The sequence below is a fragment of the Longispora urticae genome (genome assembly GCF_053902585.1).
Map to the genome: position 1 here is coordinate 1 of NZ_JAQZSH010000005.1, position 16,101 is coordinate 16,101.

Here is a 16,101-nt window from a genome sequence, read left to right on the forward strand (position 1 = left end):
GTGAGGATCATGTCCTTGACCCGGTCGACGAGGAACAGGTTGCCCGTCGGGTCGAGGTAGCCGACGTCCCCGGTGCGCAGCCAGCCGTCCACCAGGGTCTCGGCGGTGAGTTCGGGCTGGCCCCAGTACCCGGCCATCATCACGCCGCCCGACAGCCACACCTCGCCGACGTCCCCGGCGGGCACCGGCGCGCCGGCCGGGTCGCGGATCTCCAGCTTCAGGTCGCCGTAGGGCTGGCCCACCGAGGCGAGCACCGCCGGGTCGTTGGGGATGTTCTGGTACGCGCTGATGATCGGCGCCTCGCTCATCCCGTACGCGGTCCGCAGCACCGGGCCCAGCCGCTCGATGGCCTGCGCGAGCCGGCTCGACGCCACCGGGGCCCCGCCGACGTTGACCCGCAGCAGGCTGGAGGTGTCGGCGGTGGCGAACGCGGCGTGGTCGAGCAGGAAGTACAGCACCGGGGGCGTGAGCAGGACGTCCGTGATCCGTTCCCGGGCGATGAGCTCGAGGTATCCCATCGTGTCGAACGCGGCCACGGTGTAGTACGTGCCGCCGGTGAGCAGGGCCATGTGCGCGGGCATCTGGGAGCTGACCACCCAGAACCCGCCCAGGGCCAGGTGCTTCATCTGGTGCTGGCCGGAGGCCGTGTAGTGCGCGGCGAACGCCAGCGCCGTCTCGAAGAACCGCTGGGTGTGGTGCACGAGCTTCGGCTGGCCGGTCGTGCCGCTGGTCTGGAACAGGGCCTGGGGCTCGGTGGTGACCTCGGACAGGTCGAACGGCAGGTCCGCGATCCGCTCGACCGGGGTCCCGGCGGTCAGGTCCGGGCCGACGCCGCCTGCCCCGAGGCAGAACACGGGACGGTCGGTACCGGCGGCGAGTTTCGCGCCCACCTCCGGGTACTGGCGCGCGTCGTACACGAACACGTCGACTTCCGCGTGTTTCAGGAACTTCTCCCGGAACGTGGCCGGCGAGTTCGGGGCGATCCAGGCGATCCTGCCACCCATCAGGTGCACCGCGAACTGCAACAGCACGGCCTCCGGCTCCGTACTCGCCAGCGCGCCGACCGCCACTCCGGGCCGGACCCCCTCGCGGTGCAGCGCGGCGGCGATCGACAGCGTGCCCGTGATCAGCTCGTGATAGGTGAGCCTGCGGTCGTCGGCGACGATGGCCTCGGCGTGTCCGTACCGGGCGAAGAGGTCCAGTACCCGTGAAATGTAGTTCTTTGTCATTCCGGCCCAGCCCCGATTCGCGATGATCAGCAAATGGGGCCAAGTTTACTGTGGAGCGTCCCCGAGGCCTATCAGCAGTGACCGCAGCAAAACAGCCAATTCCGCCTGCTCAGAGCCGGAAAGTGTCGCGAGTATCCGGCGCTCGTTGTCCAGATGGTCGGAGATCACCGTGTTGACCTTGCGGTAGCCCTCGTCCGTGAGTCCGACCCGGACGGAGCGCCGGTCGGCCGGGTCCGCGCGCCGCTCGACGAACCCGCGGGCCGCCATCCGGTCGATCCGGTTCGTGATCGCGCCCGAGGTGACCATCATGTGGTCGAGCAGCGCGCCCATGGTCAACTCGTGCGGCGCGCCCGACCGGCGCAGGGTGGCCAGGACGTCGAACTCCCAGAACTCCAGCCCGTGACCCGCGAAGAACTGCTTGAGCTCCCGGTCGAGGAGGGCGTTGAGCCGCGCCACCCGACCGATGATCCCCATCGGGGCGGGGTCGAGGTCGGGGCGCTCGCGCCGCCACTGCTCCAGGAAGCCGTCGACCATGTCTTTCAACGTTGAACCTCTTCATGTTAAGGTTTCGGCATTGCTTCAACGTTGAGAAGTTTAACGGAGAACATCATGTGGCTCACCGCGCTCGCCCCCCTGATCTGGGGGTCCACCTACATCGTCACCACCGAGCTGCTCCCCGCCGACCGGCCGCTGCTCGCCGCCACCGTCCGCGCGCTGCCCGCCGGCCTCGTTCTCCTGCTGTTCGTCCGCAAGCTGCCCCAGGGGGCGTGGCGGTGGCGGGCCGTCGTGCTCGCCGTCCTCAACATCGCCGCCTTCTTCCCGCTGCTCTTCCTCTCCGCCTACCGGCTGCCCGGCGGCGTGTCCGCGATCGTCGGGGCCCTGCAACCCTTCGTCGCCGCCGGCCTCGGCTACCCGCTGCTCCGCCTGGTGCCCAACCCCCGGATGCTGGTCGCCGGGATCGTCGGCCTCGGCGGCGTCACCCTGATCGTGCTGCGGGCCACCGCCACCATCGACGGTCTCGGGCTCGCGGCCGGCGCGGCCGGCACCCTGATCATGGCCACCGGCACCGTCCTCGGCCGCCGCTGGGGCGCCCCGCCGGAGGGCCTGTTCGCGCTGACCAGCTGGCAGCTCGCCATCGGCGGCCTCCTGCTGCTCCCGGTCACCCTGGGCTTCGAGGGACTGCCGGCCACCTTCACCGGCGGCAACGCCCTCGGCTTCGGCTACCTGTCGGTGGTCGGCGCGATGCTCGCCTACCCGCTGTGGTTCCGCGGCGTGACCCGGTTGCAGCCCACCCAGGTGTCGATGCTCAGCCTGCTCAGCCCGGTGATGGCGGCCACCCTCGGCTGGATCCTGCTCGGGCAGGCGCTGACCGGGTGGCAGCTGCTGGGGGCGGGGCTCGCGCTGGGGGCCGTGGCGGTGGGGGCGACGGCGCCGGCCCGGGTGCGGGCCGCGGTCGAGCCCCGGGAGCTGGTGGGGGTCTGACGCGGGGGCCCGGGGCCCCGGACTCGAGGCGCGGGGCGCGGAGCTTGCCGGGCTCGTTCCCGGCGGTGACATGGTCCGGGCCGGTATCGGAAGATACCGGCCCGGACGAGTGCGTACTACTTCACCGAGCCGGCCATCACGCCCTGCACGAAGTACCGCTGGAAGGCGAAGAACACGCCCAGCGGGATGACCATCGACAGGAACGCGCCGGGCGCGATCACGTCGATGTTCGAGGAGAACGACCGGGTCTGCTCCCGGATCGCGTACGTGATCGGCGCCGAGTCCGGGTTCGCGAACACCAGCGCCACCAGCAGGTCGTTCCACACCCAGAGGAACTGGAAGATCGCCAGGGACGCGATCGCCGGCCAGCCCAGCGGCATGATCACCTTCCGGAAGATCACCGCCTCGCCGCCGCCGTCGATCCGCGCCGCCTCCAGCAGCTCCTTCGGGATGCCCGCGAAGAAATTGCGCAACAGGAAGATCGCGAACGGCAGGCCGAACGCCACGTGGAACAGCACCACGCCCGGGATGGTGCCGAACAGCCCCAGTTTGCCGAAGATCTCGGCGTCGGGGATGAGAGCCACCTGGACGGGTACGACGATCAGCGCCACCACGACCAGGAACAGCCAGTCCCGGCCGGGGAACTCGATCCACGCGAACGCGTACGCCGCCATCGAGCCCAGCACCACCACCAGGATCGTGGACGGCACCGTGATCAGCACCGTGTTCCACAGCGAGGACACGATCCGCTCGTTGCCGAACAACTTCTCGTAGTTGTCGAGGGTGAGCTGGCCCGGGGCGGAGAACACCGTCCACCAGCCCGAGGCGTTGCTCTCCTGCGCCGGGCGGAAGCTGGAGATCGCCAGGCCGATGGTGGGGGTCAGCCAGAACAGCCCGATCAGGACGAGGACGACCTCGCCGACCCGTTTGGCGATGCCGCCGGCCCGTGCGGGTTTCGGGCGCGCGACCGGGGGCTTCTCGGGCCCACCGGTGGCGGTCCCACCAGCCCCGGCCCCGGTCGTGCCGGCCCCGGCCCCGGGCCGCTCCCGGGGCGCTGCGTTCTCAGGCGTGCTCATGTGCCCTCCCGCTTGAGTCGGCGCAGGTTGAACAGCATCGCCGGGAGCACCAGCAGGAACAGCAGCACGCCGAGCGCGCTGCCGAGCCCGTAGTCCCGGGCCCCGCCGAAGGACACCCGCCACATCTGGAGCGCCACCACGTTCGCGTCGGCCTGCACGGCCTCCGGGGCGAGCACCAGCACCAGGTCGAACACCTTCAACACGTTGATCACCATGGTGACCAGGACGACGATGAGTACCGGTCGCAGCTGCGGCACCGTGATCCTGCTCAGTACCTGCCACTCCGACGCGCCGTCCATCCGGGCGGCCTCGATGGTGTCCCGGGGCAGCGCGGCCAGGCCGGCGGCGACCATCACCATGGCGAACCCGGCCCAGATCCACAGGTACGTGCCGATCACGGCAGGGGTCACCACCGCCGGGCCGAGCCAGTCCACCCCGCGGAACGGCTGCGCGAAGTTGTCGGCCGGCAGCCGGACCGTGTACCCGTCGCCGGTCAGCGCCGGGAACGCGAACCGCCCGGCCCCGTCCGTCCTCGCGGTCCCGACGACCTTCCCGTCGCGCACCGCCTCGACGGAGATGCCGGGCAGGCCCTTCTCGGTCGGGTCGATGGCCCGTTGCCGGCCGCCGCCCCCGGTCGCGAAGTCCAGCCAGACCACCCCGCGCACCCCGGCGCCGGCGTCCGGGGGCGCGGCGTTCCCGGCCCCCGACGGCACCTTGTCGGGCGCGAGGCCCACCAGCGGCAGCAGCGCCACCGTCCCGGCGGTGGCCGGCAGTTCGACGTTCCCGTCGGCGGTGGTCGTGGTGCCCGCGCCGTCCCGGGGCCGGACGCCCGGGTAGTCCGACGGCGGCGCGAACGCGTCGTGCACCCCGACCACGGCCGCGTTGGCCAGGCCCCGGTCCGGGTCCGCGTCGTACACCATCCGCCAGGTCACCCCGGCCGCCAGGAACGAGATCGCCATCGGCATGAACACCACGGCCTTGAACGCCGTCTGCCAGCGCATCCGTTCCGTGAGGACCGCGAACAGCAGCCCCAGCACCGTCACGATGGTCGGGGCCACCACGACCCAGATCGCGTTGTTGCGGATCGCGGTCAACGTCTCCGGGGAGGTGAACATCGTCCGGTAGTTGTCCACGCCGACGAAGGAGTCGCCGCCCGCGTCGAAGAAGCTCCTGACCAGGGTGTACCCGATCGGGTACAGCACCAGGACGGCCAGGATCAGCACCGCCGGCACGAGGAACGGAAGCGCCCTCCTCACTTGTACGCTGCCGCTGCCGCCGCCTCCAGCTTGGCCGCCGTCCCGCTCACGTCGGTCGGGTTCGCCAGGAAGTCCTGGAGGATCTTCCACTCCCCGCTGCCGGGGGTGCCGCCGAACGCGCTCGGCGCCAGGTCGGACATGTCGAAGCGGAAGTCGTTGCCCGCCGCGATGATGGCCTCGCCGAGCTTCTTGCTGGTCTCGTCCGGGTAGACGCTCGACGAGAGGTTCTTGTTGGGGGACAGGAAACCGCCCTGCTTCGCCCACACCTCCGCCGCCTCCGGGGTGGCCAGCCACTGCAACAGGGCCTGCGCGCCCTTCGTGTTCTTCAACGCCACGGCCACGTCCCCGCCACCGACCACCGAGGGCTTGGAACCCTTGATCGACGGAAAATCGAAGAACTTCGCCGTGGTACCGACCTTCGCGCCGGTCTCCTTCTGGATGTTCGTCGCCACGAAGTCACCCTCGAACACCACCGACGCCTTCGGGCTCGACCCGAACACCTGCGTCACCGACTGCTCGAACTTCGTCTGCAACGCCGAGGCCGGACCGCCCGGGATCGTGTTCGGCGCGCCCCACAACTGGCCCAGCAGGGTCAGCGTCTCCACCACGGTCGGGTCGGTGAACGGGATCTGGTGCTTGGCCAGCTTGTCGTAGTTCTCCGCGCCGGCCACCCGCAGGTAGACGTTCTCGAACCAGTCGGTCAGCACCCAACCGTCGCCGCCGCCCACCGCGAGCGGGGGAGTTCCCGCGTCGGACAGGGACTTCAGCGCGGCCGTGAACTCCTCCCAGGTCTTCGGGGGCTGCACGCCGGCCTGGGTGAACTTCTCCGTCTGGTACCAGATGAGGCTCTTGTTCGCGGCCTTCAGCCACACGCCGTAGACCTTGCCGTCGGCGGCGGTGCCCAGGGTCTTCCAGATCGGCGCGTAGTTCTTGTCGATATTGGACTGGGTGTCCGCGCTCACCGGCTGGAGCGCGCCCTGTTTCGCCAGGTCCGCGAGGAGCCCCGGCTGGGGCAGGACCGCGACGTCCGGCGGCTGACCGCCCGAGATCTTGCTGCCGAGCACCGTGGCGATGTCGTTGCCCGTCGAACTGAACGTGACCGTCGCGCCCGTCTTGGCGGCGAACGCGTCGAGAACCTTCTGGAAGCGGGCCTGTTCCTCGCCCGACCAGACCGCCGACACCTGGATCGTCTCGCCCTTCAGGGAGCCGTCCGCGGGGGTCTTGCTCGTATCGTTACTGCTACAACCAGCGGCGGCGAGTGCCAACGCCGCTGTGGTGGCGCCGAGGCGCAGGAAGAATTTCATGGGTTCCCTCCCGGATGAGCACAACCGTTCGAGTACCCGGGGATTATCCCGCAAAACATCGAATCAGACCGGATAAACCATTCGACACGCTCGATACGGTGCGGATGCTCGCAGAGCGTACGGAGCACTCGGACGGAGAGGCGTGGACATGGACGTGCGGATACGGACCGTCGGGTCCGACGAGGACCGGGAGGCCTGGCGCCAGGTCCGGATCGCGGTCATCCCCGAGGAACGCTGCGCCAGCGTCGCCGAGATGCGCGAGAACACCCGCCCCACCCGGTTGCTGCTCCTCGCCGAGGTCGACGGTCAGCTCGCCGGCAGCGGCATCGCGGACCTCGGGGACACGGACGGCCAGGTGTCCGTCGCGCCCCGGGTGCTGCCCGCGTTCCGCCGCCGGGGCATCGGGACCACCCTGCTGTACGCGCTCGCCGAGCACGCGGCCACCCTCGGCCGCCCCCGGCTCGGGGCCAACGCGGACGACCCGGGCTCGGTGGCCTTCGCCCTGCGGCACGGCTTCGCGGAGGTCGACCGGCAGGTCGAACAGATCCGCGCCATCGGCGACGAACCGCTGCCCGTACCGCCCGCCGGCATCGGGATCGTCACCGCCGCCGACCGCCCCGAACTGTGGCCCGCCGCGTTCGAGTCCTTCGGCCAGGAGGTCACCGCGGACTTCGCCCTCGACCCGCCCATCCTGCTCACCCGGGAACAGTGGGAGCGGGAGTGGCTCGGGAACCCGATGTTCCTCGCCGTGGTCGACGGGGAGGTGGTCGGCTGCGCCGGGTTCGAGCTGGACACCGACCGGCCGGAGCGGGCCGAGTACGCGCTGACGGCCGTGCGGCGGGACTGGCGCGGGCGCGGGATCGCCTCCTACCTCAAGCGGTTGACGCTGTGGTGGGCGGCGCACAACGGGATCACCGAGGTGTACACGTGGACGCAGCGCGGGAACGCGGACATGCGGCGGCTCAACGAGCACCTCGGGTTCACGCTGCGGCAGGAGAGCGTGATGGTGCGGCGGGAGTTGCCGCTGTAGGCGGGTGCCGGGCCGCCCGGGTGGTCGAGCCCGCGCCCGCCCCGGGGCGGGCGCGCTACTCCGGCAGGTTCGAGCGGTCCGCCGGGACCTCCAGGACCTGGGTCACCGCCGTCAGCGGGATCGGGCCGTAGATGTGCGGGAACGCGCCGTGGCCCGTCTGCTCCAGCTTCACCTCCGCGTCCAGGTGGTCGGTCTCGATCACGAGGAGGAGCAGGTCCTCGACGTCCGCGTAGTACCGGGCGGCCACGCCGCGCACCTGGTCCGGCAGGGAGGCGTGGATGTAGCCCTCCTCGGCGAGGGTGCGCTCGCGGGTCGACTTCGTGTACTCCCCGGCGGCCTGTGCGGCGGCCCAGGTGGCGGTGTCGGTGAGGTGGTAGATCACTGTCATGCCCCGACGCTACCCGAGCCGGGCGGAGCGGCCCCCGGAACGCCGTCGGGGAGGGGCCGCCACCTGGGCGACTCCTCCCCGACGGGATCGTGCGACTAGCTCGCCCTACCCACCCGGATGGTGGTGTAGCGACCCTGCGCGTGCTCCCGGACGACCTCGATCACCGTGTTGGTGTCGGGCACCTTCACGCTCTGGTCGGGGTTCGCCGCGTTCCAGTAGTTCCCGGTCCGGTCGTTGAACGCCCTCACCGGCGGCTGCTTCGGGAACACGGTCGCGACCCCGCCCCGGTGCAGCGTGATCTTGTCCGTGTACTTCAGCCCCATCGTCGCGTCGAACGACTGGGCCCGACCGCCGACCAGGGTGCCGTCGGCGTACCGCAGCGGGGTGGCCCGCACGTCCACCGGCAGGATCATGCCCTCGCCCGGGTGGAACCGGGTCGTGTTGTCGGTGTGGTACGGGTCCCACAGCCAGACCAGCACGCCGTCCTGGTACGGGAAGCGCTCGATCTGGTTGGACTGCCCGGCGACCCCGCCCCAGCCGAAGTTGTACGGCCCGGTCTGCAGGAACGCGCCGTACGCGACGTAGCGCCGGTTCTCCACGATGTACTTGCGCGGGTAGGCCTTCGAGCCCGTCTTGCCGATCCGCGAGAAGCCGACCGCGGTCCAGCCGTTGTCGCCGCCCTCGATGTCGTCGGACAGGACGACCCGGTCGCCGGCCTTGACGGTGACGGTGTCGAGGAGGAAGCCGTTCTCGGCGGTGTTGGTGTCGGTGACGTAGCGGACCCGGAAGAGGACGGTGCCGCCGGCGTACCCGTCGAGGTTGTAGTTCAGGTCCACCCAGCCGGCCGAGGTGCCGGTGAGGCCGGGGCGGCCGCCGACGTTCGGGATGGGTGCGCCGTCGACGGTGCCGCCGACGCCCTTCCAGGTCGCGCCGTTGTCGGTCGAGACCTCGCCGTAGAGGTAGTCGAAGTCCTGCTCGATCCAGTAGCGGCTCTTCGCCGACACGCTGGCCGTCGTCGCCCCGGACAGGTCGAGCGAACGGGTCAGGGTCTCGTCGAGGTAGTCGCCCCGGCCGCTCCACCACTGGCTCGCGCCCTGGAACGGTTCGACCAGCTCGGTGGTGATCTGCCGGGCGGGCAGGTCCACGAGCACGGCCTGCTTGTCCGCCGTGTTGTAGGAGGACACGCCCAGCTCGTGCGTCGACTCCGTGGCGGCCTTCGCCGTGTCGTAGTTGAGCCAGCCCACCTGCAGCTTGCTCCACGCGTCCAGGTCGCCCGGGTACTCGCCGGTCGGGCCGTTCTCCGTGCCGAGGTACGACGCGGAGGACATCAGCGACCAGAAGCTCACCCCGTTGTCGCCCGTCGAGGCGTACAGGTCGGGCAGGCCCAGGAGCAGGTGGCCGTTCTCGTGCGCCACGAGCCCGAGGCCGCTGTTCTCGCCGGCCGTCAGGTAGTCGCCGACCCACAGGCCGGTGTCGCCGACCTGGGTGCCGCCGTTCTTGTTCCCGGCCGGGCCGGAGACGCCGCGCTGCGGCCAGTACGCGAAGTACCGGTGCGCCCAGACGGCGCCGGAACCCTGCGGGCCGCCGCCCCAGGTCTGGTCGACGCCCGCGTGCACGACCTCGTAGTTGTCGATGTACCCGTCCGGCTCGTTGAAGTTGCCGTCCTGGTCGTGGTCGTACTGGTCGCGCTGGTCGTACTCCGCCAGGTGCGCCTTGATCTGGGCGGGCGTGCGGCCCTTGGCGATCTCGGCGTCGTACCAGGCGGTCAGCGAGTCGCGGACCATGTCCCAGTTGCTCGGGCACTGGCCGCCGCCGTCGCACAGGTCGCTGCCGTACCGGGCCTCGTTGTAGGGCAGCTTCACCCAGTCGGAGACGTACCCGGAGATGTCGTAGCGGCCCGAGGACTGGATCTGCAGGTAGTTGCGCAGCGAGTTCGCGCCCTTGGCCCGGCTGAAGTACATGTCCTCGTAGTACCTGCGGTCGAAGTCCGGCCGCCAGATGGTGTGGTTGTCGTTCGTGGTGGCCGGGTTCACGATGGTGTTGTGCGCCGGGCCGGGGGTGCCGCCGTACTGCACCTGTCCCCGGTACATCGTGGTGTTGTCGACCTGGTCGCCGAACTCGGCGAGCACGACGAACACCTTGTCGGACCGCTGCTGGGCGACCTCGACGTACTCCTGGCCGACCCGGACCGTACCGGCGGGGGCCGGCGCGACCGCCCGGGCCTGCGGCGCTCCGGAGGTGACCTGCTCGATGGCCTTGCGGCGGAGCGCCTGCTGCTCCATCTGCTGCGGGCTGAGCGAGACAGGGGCCGCCTGACCCTGGGGGGCGGTATCGGCGGCGGGTGTGGGGGGCGGGCCGGCCGAGGCGGGGCCAGCGAGGGCTACGGCGCCGAGCAGCGTCGCCGTGAGCCCCGCCGCGATCGCGGTGGTTCTGCGCACTAGGGGGTCCTCTCACCTGGGGTGACCGGTTCGAGGGAGCGCACCGGCCACAGGATCGGTGATATGTTACACACGACACAGGCCGAGATCCATACATGCGAACGGGCAGATCTGCGGGGAATCCCCGCCGGGGCCCGGAGAGAGCCCCGGCAGGGTCGTTCCTGCTAGGACAGGCGGCGGATGTCCCCGTACGCCCGGTAGAAGCCGCCCCGGACGGACTCGCGGACCTCGTCCACCACGTACCGCGCGCCGGCCTGGCGGATCTGCTTCGGGAACTGCACCCGCCAGTCGGAGTGGAAGCCGCCCGAGACCACCCGGACCCGCAGCTCGCCGCCGTCCTGGTAGCACTCCACGACGATGCCCCGGTCACCCGCCGTGGTCACGACCTCCACCGTGGTCGACGGCACGATCGCGTCGAGCTTCGGGGCCTTCACGTCGCGGACCTGCGGCACGGTGCCCTGCTGGGCGTCGCGGATCGCGGCCTCCGACGCGTCGATGCAGGCCAGCGAGCCGTCGGTGGTGACGATGTAGAGCCGTCCGTCCCGGTACTGCATGGAGAAGGCCGAGCCGCAGCCCGTACCGAGCTTCCACAGCCGGGTGCCCTGGTCGTCGAAGCAGTAGACCGAGGAGGAGCTGTCCCCGGCGAACACGAACCGGCCGTCCTCCGACGCCGCGCACGAGTAGACGGCGGCGTCGCACTGGTAGACCCGGACCGGCTTGCCCGACTTCGTCAGCTCGTGCACCTTGCTGCGCGAGGTGCCCGCGTAGAGCCGGTCGGACTCCTGCCAGCCGAACAGCACCTGGCCCTGGGTGTTCTCGTGCCACATCTCCTTGCCGGTCTCCCAGTCGTACATCGTCACGCCGGACGAGTGGCCCTGGTAGACGCCGAGGTCGTCGCAGCGCACCATCCAGCCGCCGGTGCCCCGGCCCGGCCGGCGCCACTGGAACTCGTCCTCGTGGTTGAACACCGAGATCCCGCCGCCCGCGTCGGAGACCCCGAGCACGCCGTCGTGGATGTCGAGCCAGTAGATGTCGACGTCCTTGGCGATCTCGTAGGACACCCGCGGGGCCTTGCCGGACAGGTCGTAGACGTTGCCGTCGTCGCAGCCCGCGTACAGCCAGTCGTCGTCGGCGACCATGCACTTCACGCCGTCGGGCAGCTTGAACTCCCGGGTCACCTGGCCGTCGAGCGTCAGGGTGTAGATCTGGCCGCGCTCGTTGCCGACCATCGCGTGCGCGTCGTCGACGAAGATGCCGAACGCCGACGTGCCCGACTGGAACCGCCACAGCACCGGCGCCCGGTTGGCCGTCGAGCGGGTGCTGACGATCTCGCGCCGGGTGATCGCGCGGCGCTGGCGGACGCCCTGCACCGCCTCCTCGTACCCCTTGCGCATCTTCTCGCGGATCTTCTTCTCTGCCTCGGCGAGTGCCCGGTCGGTGCTCGGGAACGAGCTGGTCTTCGCCTGCCCCTGCTCCCCGATCCGGCCGAACCTGATGGTCAGCTCGGTCCCGTCGATCCGCACCTCGTAGAACTTGTGCGAGCCCCCGTCGTTCTCCGACAGCTCCAGATACCGCGTCTCAGCGCTCATTCACCCATCCGTCCACTACGACTGTGACGGCAGGTTAACCGGCGGGTGCGACAAATACCTGAGAGCCAGGTCACGGACCATTGTGGAGTACGCCGCGAGCAGGTCCGGCGGGCCCAGTATCTCCAGGTCAACGCCCAGGCGGAGCAGATCGCTGACGGCCATCCGGATGCTCTCCACGGGGATCGTGGCCTCGACCCAGCCGTCCGCGTCGGGGGCGCCCGCCGTGGCCGCCGCAGCCCGCGAGACCGTGGTGCCGAGCATCCCGGGCAGCAGATCCACCGCCCGGGGGGACAGCCGGACGCGCGCTTCGCCCTGGTACTGCCGGGATTCGAACCATTCCGTGTGCGCGTCCCAGTACCCGGCGAGGTCGAAGTCCTCCGGGCGCGCGCACTTCTCGGCCAGCGGCTCCACGTGCAGGATGTTCGCCACCCGGTATGTCCTGAGTGTCCCCTCGGCGGTGGCGACCAGATACCACCGCCCGGCCTTCAGCACGACGCCCAGCGGGTCCACGGTCCGGGTCACCTCGCGGGGCACCTTCCACCGCCGGTACCCGAGAGTGAGGCGGACCCCGCGCCACACCGCGTCGGCGACGGCGCCCAGCCAGGGCGTGTCGTCCGCCGCCTGGAACCACGCGGCGGCGTCCAGGTGGAACCGCTCCCGGATCCGCCCCGTCGTGGTCGGCAACGCCGCGTGCAGCTTCAGCTCGGCCGCCGTCAGCACCGACCCGAGCCCCAACTGGGCCGCCGGCCCGGGCATCCCGACCAGGAACAACGCCTCGGCCTCCTCGGGCGTCATGCCCGTCAGCCGGGTGCGGTAGCCGTCCAGCAGCCGGTAGCCCCCGGCTGGCCCGCGCTCGGCGTAGACCGGGACGCCCGCCGCACCGAGCGCCTCGACGTCCCGGTAGATGGTGCGGACCGACACCTCCAGCTCCTCGGCCAGCTCCCGGGCCGTGCGCCGCCCGTGCTTCTGCAACGACAGCAGCACGGAGAGGAGTCTCATGTACCTGACACTACCTGTCAGGTACACCGGGCAGGCTCCTCCTCATGACCATCGCGAACCTGTCCGGCGTCACTCTCGACTGCGCGGACCCCCGAGCCCTGGCCGCCTTCTACACCGCCCTGACCGGCTGGGAGTCCGTCTACGCCGACGACTCCTACGCCTACATCGGCGGCGACGGCCCCGTGAAGATCGGCTTCCAGAAGATCACCGACCACCCCCGCTCCTCCTGGCCGGACGACGCCAAGCAGTTCCACCTGGAATTCGGCGTCGCCGACCTCGCCAAGGCCGCGGCCCAGGCCCTCGAACTCGGCGCCACCCGCCCCGACTTCCAGCCCGGCGACGGCCAGTGGGTCGTCCTCCAGGACCCCGCCGGTCACGCGTTCTGTCTGAGCCCTCTGGCCTAATGGTCGTGTGACGACTGACGAGCTGCGCCGGATCGTGGCCGGATCCGCCTGGCTGACCCGGGTGCTGGCCACGGTCCGGGCAGCCGGGCCGGCCGGTGCCTGGGTCGGGGCCGGTGTGCTGCGCGATCTGGTGTGGGGGCGGTTGTACGGCTCCGGGTTCGAGCCCGCCGAGGTGCGGGACGTGGATGTGGTGTTCTTCGATCCTTGGGATCTGCGTCGGGCTCGGGACGACGCGGCGACTCTGGCGCTGTGTGAGGCCTGGCCCGCGGTGCCGTGGGAGGCGAAGAACCAGGCCGCCGTGCACACCTGGTTCCCTGTGCGGTTCGGCGGGGAGCCTGTCGCCGCTTTCGGGTCCGTGGAGGAGGCGGTGGCCACCTGGCCGGAGACGGCTACGGCTGTCGCTGTGCGGCTCGGGGGTGCGGGGGAGATCGAGGTGTGTGCGCCGTTGGGGTTGGGGGATCTGTTGGGTGGGGTGTGGCGGCGGAATCCGGTGCGGGTGTCTGAGGGGGAGTCTTTGTCCCGATTGGCTCGGCACGCGCCGGGGCGGCGGTGGCCGGGGGTGCGCATCATCGAGCCGGGCTCTCCGACTTCCTGACGTTCGGCGCGCTTGCCTCACCGCAACGCTGAGGACCTCAAACCACACTGCTGTGACGGGTACGCAGGGGAAGGTCCCCTTCGGCTAGCGGTCCACGCCGAGTCGGTCCGCGACCATCGCCGCCTGCTGCACGCACCGCGCCGAACCGGTCGCCGACGCCGCCCCGACAGCGACCCGTGCGAACGATTGCCCCGCCTCCCGGTCCCCGGCCGCGAACGCGCTCTCGGCCCGGTAGCTGAGGAACACCGCCCGGGTCCGGGCCCGTCCGGGGTCCAGTAGGCGTAGTCCCGACTCGATGCTTGACGAGGCCCGACGAGGCTGATCCAGGTCCAGCCAGCAACGCCCGGCGTCCGTGGCCAGGTCCGCGGGCGACATCCACGCCACCCAGCCGGGCGTCGACTCCGGCCGGGCCCGGTCCAGCTCCCGATCGGCGGACGACAACGCTCGTATACACCCGGAGGAGTCCCGAAGCTGGGCGAGTGCCCGGGCGCTCCGCACATCCAGGAGCGAGCGTGCGGCCGGCGACGAGGTGCGGGTCCTGGCCCAGTCGAGGATGTCCACCGCGTGCCGGGGCTGTCCGAGCCACGTCGCCTGGTACGCGAGATCCGCGAGCACGCCCGCGCCCAGATCCCGGTCGCCCGCGAGATGGCTGGCGTGCAGGGCCGCCTGCCAGTGTCGTTGAGCGCCGCCGTGCCGGGCCTGGTCGAAGCGTTGCCAGCCGGCGCACTGGGCCAGGGTCGCGGCGGTGGCGCACAGCCGGCGGCCCACGGCCTCGGAGTAGCTGGCCTGGTCGAGGAGGCGGATCGTGGTGGTCAGGTGCGCGTCGACCAGGTCCGACACGAGCGGCTCGGAGGTTGTGGTCAGGGCACGCAGCTCGGAGGTACGGGTCTCCAGCCAGGTCACCAGGGACAGGTCCACGGTCCGGCCGTCGAGAGCGCCGGTCAACCTGCCGGGCTCCGTGCGGGCCCAGTCCTCGGCCATGCCGGTGAGCGCGCCACCCCCGAGGACGAGGAACGCCCTGCGGTCCATCCTGGCCACGACCACCTCCTGCACCGCCACCCGGCTGCCCTGGGGCGTGAACGGGTGCGGCTCGACGTGTGCCGGCAGCCAGTCCGGCCAGCCGAGCGCCTCCACCTGCCCGGGCGGGACGTCCAGGATGCTCGCCAGCAGGCGCTGCGACTCCGCACCGGGCGTCGTCCGCCCGGCCTCCCAGCGCCAGATCCGGTTGCGGTCGAGCCCTGAACGCGACTGTTCCCGGCCGGCGGCCCGGCGCAGCAGGCGCGCCAGGTCGGCCATCGACCAGCCGTTCTCCAGCCGCACGTGTGTCAGCGGGTGCTTCGCGAGCTCCATCATGAACTACCCCTGTCGGGCACTGGGGACAACTGTGCTGCAAGCCGACGCTAACCGGCAACCACAACGGCGAAACAAGGCACACAACGGCCACACACGTGTCCACCGGAGTTCGGTCGGCGCGCACACGGTGAGCACACCGCCGTCCACTCCCGTGCTCGCCGGAAACGCGGAATGGTGCTCGGATGGAGGTACCCGATGATGACTTTTCAGGTCTTGATGGTGACCGTGACGGGGAGCTTTCCCGAGCCGGTGACACGGATGGCGGTGTTCGACACCCGGACCCAGGCGCTGGCCACGGCCAAGGTGTGGGCGGCGTGTCAGGCGGTGCGGGACGGGAGGATGCGGGTGAAGGTCCTGGCCCGGGCCGCCTGAGCCCAGGAGTGTGCCGCCCGAGCCCCGGCGCGGACCGCCCGGACCGCAGCGGGCTGCGGCCGGAAACCGTCCGTGACCTCACCGAGATCGCCGACGAGGAGGTCGCCTGCCACCTGCCCGACCGGGTCAACCGCTGCGTCGTCTGCGGCCGGGTCTGGCCGTGTGGCCTGCGGCGCTGGGCGGAGGAGTGGCTGGCCACACGCCGGGTGACCTGAGCCCGCCCGGAGGGGCGGTTTCGGCTACTGGGGGGTAGGGTCGCGGGATGAAGACCGGAGACGTGGCGCCCGAGTTCGAGCTCGCCGACCAGGACGGCACCCCCCGCAAGCTGTCCGACCTGCTCCAGGACGGCCCGGTCGTGCTCTTCTTCTACCCGGCCGCGATGACCGCCGGCTGCACCGCGGAGAGCTGCCACTTCCGTGATCTGGCGGCCGAGTTCGGTGAGCTGGGCGCGCAGCGGGTCGGGATCAGCCCGGACACCGTGGGGAAGCAGCGGGAGTTCGCCGACAAGCACGCGTTCGACTATCCGTTGCTGTCGGACGTGGGCGGCCTGGTCGCGGCGGCCTACGGGGTGAAGCACGCCCGAGGT

17 protein-coding genes are annotated in these 16,101 nt (G+C 70.9%); 7 read left to right on the top strand and 10 right to left on the bottom strand.

The window, feature by feature from the left end:
* Together PT931_RS02840 and PT931_RS02845 are read right to left on the bottom strand one after the other, a co-directional pair.
* Positions 1 to 1,229 (bottom strand): AMP-binding protein (locus tag PT931_RS02840; protein WP_456244132.1); only part of this gene is annotated, 1,229 nt, incomplete at its 3' end.
* A gap of 45 nt (positions 1,230 to 1,274) precedes the next feature.
* A complete protein-coding gene (locus PT931_RS02845; protein WP_456244148.1) occupies positions 1,275 to 1,763 on the bottom strand; it encodes a MarR family winged helix-turn-helix transcriptional regulator in 489 nt (162 codons plus the stop codon).
* Between the two features lie 75 nt (positions 1,764 to 1,838).
* On the opposite strand from PT931_RS02845, the gene PT931_RS02850 reads away from it, so the two are divergent.
* On the top strand, positions 1,839 to 2,711 hold the full coding sequence (locus tag PT931_RS02850) for an EamA family transporter (RefSeq protein ID WP_456244133.1): 873 nt from the start codon (positions 1,839 to 1,841) through the stop codon (positions 2,709 to 2,711).
* 116 nt (positions 2,712 to 2,827) lie between these two features.
* Here PT931_RS02850 and PT931_RS02855 read toward each other — a convergent pair whose 3' ends face one another.
* Genes PT931_RS02855 through PT931_RS02865 form a run of 3 tightly spaced genes read right to left on the bottom strand, consistent with a single transcriptional unit; the run spans position 2,828 to position 6,347 of the window.
* Entirely contained in the window at positions 2,828 to 3,787 is a 960-nt protein-coding gene (locus PT931_RS02855; protein ID WP_456244134.1) for a carbohydrate ABC transporter permease, read from the bottom strand.
* Positions 3,784 to 5,043 carry an ABC transporter permease subunit gene (locus tag PT931_RS02860; protein WP_456244135.1) on the bottom strand — a complete coding sequence of 420 codons (1,260 nt, stop codon included), beginning with the start codon at positions 5,041 to 5,043 and terminating at the stop codon, positions 3,784 to 3,786. The genes PT931_RS02855 and PT931_RS02860 overlap by 4 nt, the downstream gene beginning before the upstream one ends.
* Positions 5,040 to 6,347, bottom strand: a complete 1,308-nt coding sequence (locus tag PT931_RS02865) for an ABC transporter substrate-binding protein (RefSeq protein ID WP_456244136.1) — start codon at positions 6,345 to 6,347, stop codon at positions 5,040 to 5,042. Before PT931_RS02865 ends, PT931_RS02860 begins: the two co-directional genes overlap by 4 nt.
* Before the next feature lie 148 nt (positions 6,348 to 6,495).
* On the opposite strand from PT931_RS02865, the gene PT931_RS02870 reads away from it, so the two are divergent.
* On the top strand, positions 6,496 to 7,377 hold the full coding sequence (locus tag PT931_RS02870; RefSeq protein WP_456244137.1) for an N-acetyltransferase family protein: 882 nt from the start codon (positions 6,496 to 6,498) through the stop codon (positions 7,375 to 7,377).
* A 55-nt stretch (positions 7,378 to 7,432) separates the two neighbouring features.
* Here the strand turns inward: PT931_RS02870 and PT931_RS02875 are convergent, their stop codons facing one another.
* The 4 genes from PT931_RS02875 to PT931_RS02890 all read right to left on the bottom strand — a co-directional run bounded on the left by PT931_RS02875 (position 7,433) and on the right by PT931_RS02890 (position 12,791).
* A complete protein-coding gene (locus PT931_RS02875) occupies positions 7,433 to 7,765 on the bottom strand; it encodes a DUF952 domain-containing protein (protein ID WP_456244138.1) in 333 nt (110 codons plus the stop codon).
* A 95-nt stretch (positions 7,766 to 7,860) separates the two neighbouring features.
* The gene (locus PT931_RS02880; protein WP_456244139.1) at positions 7,861 to 10,203 is read right to left on the bottom strand and encodes an immune inhibitor A domain-containing protein; all 2,343 of its coding nucleotides are present in this window, start codon (positions 10,201 to 10,203) and stop codon (positions 7,861 to 7,863) included.
* 164 nt (positions 10,204 to 10,367) lie between these two features.
* Positions 10,368 to 11,792, bottom strand: coding sequence for a WGR domain-containing protein (locus PT931_RS02885; protein WP_456244140.1), 1,425 nt, complete (start codon positions 11,790 to 11,792; stop codon positions 10,368 to 10,370).
* A gap of 15 nt (positions 11,793 to 11,807) precedes the next feature.
* Complete coding sequence (locus PT931_RS02890; RefSeq protein WP_456244141.1) at positions 11,808 to 12,791, bottom strand: helix-turn-helix transcriptional regulator; 984 nt, start codon at positions 12,789 to 12,791, stop codon at positions 11,808 to 11,810.
* A 44-nt stretch (positions 12,792 to 12,835) separates the two neighbouring features.
* On the opposite strand from PT931_RS02890, the gene PT931_RS02895 reads away from it, so the two are divergent.
* Both PT931_RS02895 and PT931_RS02900 read left to right on the top strand, forming a co-directional pair.
* A complete protein-coding gene (locus tag PT931_RS02895; RefSeq protein WP_456244142.1) occupies positions 12,836 to 13,195 on the top strand; it encodes a VOC family protein in 360 nt (119 codons plus the stop codon).
* Between the two features lie 7 nt (positions 13,196 to 13,202).
* Positions 13,203 to 13,790 carry a nucleotidyltransferase family protein gene (locus PT931_RS02900; protein ID WP_456244143.1) on the top strand — a complete coding sequence of 196 codons (588 nt, stop codon included), beginning with the start codon at positions 13,203 to 13,205 and terminating at the stop codon, positions 13,788 to 13,790.
* A gap of 84 nt (positions 13,791 to 13,874) precedes the next feature.
* On the opposite strand, the gene PT931_RS02905 is transcribed toward PT931_RS02900, so the two are convergent.
* Positions 13,875 to 15,143 carry a helix-turn-helix transcriptional regulator gene (locus PT931_RS02905; RefSeq protein ID WP_456244144.1) on the bottom strand — a complete coding sequence of 423 codons (1,269 nt, stop codon included), beginning with the start codon at positions 15,141 to 15,143 and terminating at the stop codon, positions 13,875 to 13,877.
* A gap of 195 nt (positions 15,144 to 15,338) precedes the next feature.
* Between PT931_RS02905 and PT931_RS02910 the strand changes: the two genes are divergently transcribed.
* The 3 genes from PT931_RS02910 to PT931_RS02920 form a co-directional block, all read left to right on the top strand.
* Positions 15,339 to 15,515 (top strand): hypothetical protein, encoded by a 177-nt coding sequence (locus tag PT931_RS02910; protein WP_456244145.1) that lies wholly within the window; start codon positions 15,339 to 15,341, stop codon positions 15,513 to 15,515.
* Between the two features lie 8 nt (positions 15,516 to 15,523).
* Positions 15,524 to 15,730 carry a hypothetical protein gene (locus PT931_RS02915; protein ID WP_456244146.1) on the top strand — a complete coding sequence of 69 codons (207 nt, stop codon included), beginning with the start codon at positions 15,524 to 15,526 and terminating at the stop codon, positions 15,728 to 15,730.
* 47 nt (positions 15,731 to 15,777) lie between these two features.
* The coding region (locus PT931_RS02920) for a peroxiredoxin (RefSeq protein ID WP_456244147.1) at positions 15,778 to 16,101 on the top strand (324 nt) is incomplete at its 3' end.